This is a genomic window from Aeromicrobium sp. Leaf272 (genome assembly GCF_001422865.1).
Lineage (GTDB): Bacteria > Actinomycetota > Actinomycetes > Propionibacteriales > Nocardioidaceae > Aeromicrobium.
This window is the reverse complement of sequence record NZ_LMMY01000013.1, coordinates 282,155-285,711: the sequence shown is the minus strand read 5'-3', so window position 1 is coordinate 285,711 and position 3,557 is coordinate 282,155. Positions and strand designations below refer to the sequence as shown.

4 protein-coding genes and 1 tRNA gene are annotated in these 3,557 nt (G+C 73.6%); 4 read left to right on the top strand and 1 reads right to left on the bottom strand.

Annotation, left to right across the window (positions count from 1 at the left end; all coding sequences use genetic code 11):
- The coding region (locus tag ASF38_RS18090) for a hypothetical protein (RefSeq protein WP_056575781.1) at window positions 1-524 on the top strand (524 nt) is incomplete at its 5' end.
- Window positions 525-549: 25 nt separating this feature from the next.
- Here the strand turns inward: ASF38_RS18090 and ASF38_RS10605 are convergent.
- Window positions 550-623, bottom strand: a tRNA-Pro gene (locus ASF38_RS10605).
- Between the two features lie 179 nt (window positions 624-802).
- Between ASF38_RS10605 and ASF38_RS10600 the strand changes: the two genes are divergently transcribed.
- The 3 genes from ASF38_RS10600 to ASF38_RS10590 all read left to right on the top strand — a co-directional run bounded on the left by ASF38_RS10600 (window position 803) and on the right by ASF38_RS10590 (window position 3,509).
- On the top strand, window positions 803-1,879 hold the full coding sequence (locus tag ASF38_RS10600; RefSeq protein ID WP_056575777.1) for an alkene reductase: 1,077 nt from the start codon (window positions 803-805) through the stop codon (window positions 1,877-1,879).
- Between the two features lie 89 nt (window positions 1,880-1,968).
- Entirely contained in the window at window positions 1,969-2,919 is a 951-nt protein-coding gene (locus ASF38_RS10595; RefSeq protein ID WP_056575774.1) for an NAD(P)/FAD-dependent oxidoreductase, read from the top strand.
- Between the two features lie 53 nt (window positions 2,920-2,972).
- The gene (locus tag ASF38_RS10590; RefSeq protein ID WP_056575771.1) at window positions 2,973-3,509 is read left to right on the top strand and encodes an AAA family ATPase; all 537 of its coding nucleotides are present in this window, start codon (window positions 2,973-2,975) and stop codon (window positions 3,507-3,509) included.
- Window positions 3,510-3,557 lie beyond the last annotated feature (48 nt).

Here is a 3,557-nt window from a genome sequence, read left to right as displayed (position 1 = left end):
CCCCGGTCGCCCACGAGCTGCTCACCGCCCGCACCGGCACGCTCTCCCCCACCCCGAGCACCACCAGCTGGCAGTGGCTCCGCGACGGGAAGGCGATCAAGGGCGCGACCGGCACCCGCTATCGACCCACCGCGTCCGACGTCGGGCGCAACGTCGTCGCGCAGGCGACGGTCCAGCGTCCGGGATACGCCCGTGCGGTCGTGCGGAGCACGTCGCGCGACGTCACGTCGGCCCGCAGCAGCGTGAAGGCCACGCTGACGCCGCGCGGTGGCCGTCGCGTCGCGGTGTCGGCGAAGGTGACCGTCGCGAAGGTCAGCGCCGCCTACGTCGACGGCTCACTGGACCTCTACCGGTCGAGGAAGGGTTCGGACCGCATCGGGACGATCCGCGTCGTGGACGGTCGGGCGACCACGACCCTCGCCCGCCAGCCGAAGGGGAAGCGGACGTACTGGGTCCGCTTCCGACCCTCACGGGACGGGATGACGACGTCACAGGGTGCACGGACGAGCACACGGGTGCGCTGACCGCCACGCCCACGGTCGAGCAGGGTCGGGATGACAGGATTTGAACCTGCGACCCTCCGCTCCCAAAGCGGATGCGCTACCAAGCTGCGCTACATCCCGGTGCCGCCGGACCCGCACCAGCGGCGACGGCGGACGTCAGCCTACGCCAGCGGGTGAGACCCCCCACAGTCGCCGCGATTCGGAATGCGTCGTCGTGCAGATGGTTGAACAGTGAAGGAGATGGGCCGCCCGCGGCCCCACCCGGACAGGGTCCGGGACACCCGAGCTGAAGGAGAGACATGACCACCGTCTTCGACCCGATCACCGTCGGCGCCTGGGAGCTGCCGCAGCGCTTCGTCATGGCGCCGCTGACCCGCAACCGCGCCGAGGCCGGAGGCGTGCCCGGAGCCCTCGCCGCCGAGTACTACGGCCAGCGCGCCGGTGCCGGACTGATCGTCACCGAGGGGACGCAGCCGTCGGCCGTCGGCCAGGGCTACCTCGCCACCCCGGGCCTCCACTCCGCCGAGCAGGTCGAGGGCTGGCGCGGCGTCGCCGAGGCCGTGCACGCCGACGGCGGTCGCGTCGTCGCGCAGCTCATGCACGTGGGTCGCATCGCCCACCCCGACAACAAGGACGGCCTCGAGACGGTCGCGCCCAGCGCCATCGCCGCGCCGAACCAGATGGTGACCGCCGAGGGACAGAAGCCGCACGTGGAGCCCCGCGCCCTCGAGACGTCGGAGATCCCCGGCATCGTCGAGGAGTTCGTCCAGGCCTCGCGCAACGCCGTGGAGGCCGGGCTCGACGGCGTGGAGGTGCACGGCGCCAACGGCTACCTGCTCCACCAGTTCCTCGCGCCGTCCACGAACGAGCGCAGCGACGAGTACGGCGGCACCCCGGAGAACCGCGCACGCCTGACCGTCGAGGTCGTCCGGGCCGTGGCCGAGGCCATCGGCGCCGACAAGGTCGGCCTGCGCATCTCGCCCGCCCACAACATCCAGGGCGTGCTCGAGGAGGACGCCGACGACACGCGCGCCACCTACCTCGCGCTCGTCGACGGCATCGCCGACCTGGGCCTGGCCTACCTGAGCATCCTCGGCGACCCCGGGAGCGACCTCTTCCGCGAGCTGCGCAGCCGCTTCGGTGGCGTCGTGATCGCGAACACCGGGTTCACCGAGGTCACGGATCTCGACGAGGTCAAGCACATCGTCGACGGCGACCTCGCCGACCTCGTGGCCGTGGGCCGTCCGTTCCTGGCCAACCCCGACCTCGTCGAGCGCTGGCGCGACGGCGACGAGCTCAACGAGCCGAACCCGGACACCTTCTACGGTGGCGGCGCCGAGGGGTACACCGACTACCCCACGCGCGACGCGGCCTGAGCCGACGCGCTCCGACGAGCCCCCGACCCGCCCGGGTCGGGGGCTCGTCTCGTCCTGCCGGGTGCGCCGGTGAGTGCGACGATCGGGGCATGGCAGACGTCGTGGTGGTGGGAGCCGGCGTGTCCGGCGTCGCGTGCGCTCGTGAGCTGGAGGCCGCAGGACACACGGTGGTGCTGCGCGACACCGGCCGTCGACCCGGCGGCCGCATGGCCCTGCGCCGATACGGCGACCGTGTGGTCGACATCGGTGCCAGCTACTTCACGGTTCGCGACGACGCCTTCGCCGCCGTCGTGGACGACTGGGAGCGCCGAGGGCTCGCGCGACCGTGGACCGACACGTTCACGGCATGGTCCGACGGCGAGCGGGAGCCGAAGCCCGGCCCCGTCCGGTGGTCCGCGCCCCACGGGCTCCGTTCCCTCGTCCAGGACCTGGCCGAGGGCCTCGACATCCGCAGCGCGGACCCCGTGGAGCACGTGACCGTCGGGGAGCGGCCGAGCGTCGACGGGCAGCGGACCGACGCCGTCGCGCTCGCCATGCCTGACCCCCAGGCCCGCAGGCTCGTGGCGCCCGGCACCGCCGCCCACGACGCCCTCGACGACCCCTACGAGCCGGCCCTCGCCCTCACCGTCGGCTGGGAACGGCGCACCTGGCCCGAGGAGGACGGCGTCTTCGTCGGCGACCACCCCGACCTGACGTGGGTCGCCGACGACGGGCTGCGCCGTGGCGACCGGGCCCCGGTCCTCGTCGCGCACAGCACCGCCGAGCGCGCCCGCCGGCACCTGGCCGACCCCGCCTCGGCCGCCGACCCGATGCTCGCCGCGCTGCGTGAGGTGGTCGACGTGCCGGGCGACGAGCCCTCGCTCGTCCACGTGCAACGGTGGACCTTCGCCCGCCCCGCACAGGAGCGCGAGGCGCCCTTCCACCTCGACGACGACGGCATCGGCGCGTGCGGCGACTCCTGGGGCCCGTCGTCGTCCGTCGAGGCGGCCTTCGTGTCCGGCCGCGCCCTCGGTCGCGCGCTCGTCGAGCGACTCGCCTGACCGAACCGACCGCCGGACGATCCCTGCGCCGCGCCCGAACCTACGCTGGCCGCATGGACGCCGTGGTCGAGCTGGTGCGCGGACGACTACCGGCGTGCGGCTCCACCACGGTGGTGGCGATCGACGGGCCGAGCGGGTCCGGCAAGTCGTCGCTCGCGGACGAGCTGGCGCGACGGACCGACGCGGTGGTGCTGCGGACCGACACCTTCGTGCCGGGGTGGCGAGGGTTGTCGCGGATGCCCCCTGCGCTGGCCCTGGACCTGCTGGCCCCCCTGGCACGTGACGAGGTCGCACGGCCCCGACGGTGGAGCTGGGTGCGCGACACCTGGCTGCCCGGCCTGCCGGTCGAGCCCGCACCGCTGCTCGTGCTCGACGGCTGCGGCAGCGGCTCGCGACCGCTCCGCCCCTTCCTGAGCGCGCTCGTCTGGGTCGAGGCCGACGTCGAGACCCGCAGGACCCGCGCCCTGGCACGCGACGGTGAGGCGTACGAGCCGTGGTGGGACGTGTGGGCCGCGCAGGAGCGCGCCCTGTTCGCCGCGGAAGGGACCCGCAGCGCAGCCGATCTGGTGCTCCGGACCGATCGCCCCTGATCGGTCGGGACCTTGGTCACGTATTCGAACATGTGCTTGTTTACTGTC

Coding starts and splice junctions, on each gene's coding strand:
- ASF38_RS10590 (WP_056575771.1), top strand. CDS start 2,973: ATGGACGCCGTGGTCGAGCTGGTGCGCGGACGACTACCGGCGTGCGGC.
- ASF38_RS10595 (WP_056575774.1), top strand. CDS start 1,969: ATGGCAGACGTCGTGGTGGTGGGAGCCGGCGTGTCCGGCGTCGCGTGC.
- ASF38_RS10600 (WP_056575777.1), top strand. CDS start 803: ATGACCACCGTCTTCGACCCGATCACCGTCGGCGCCTGGGAGCTGCCG.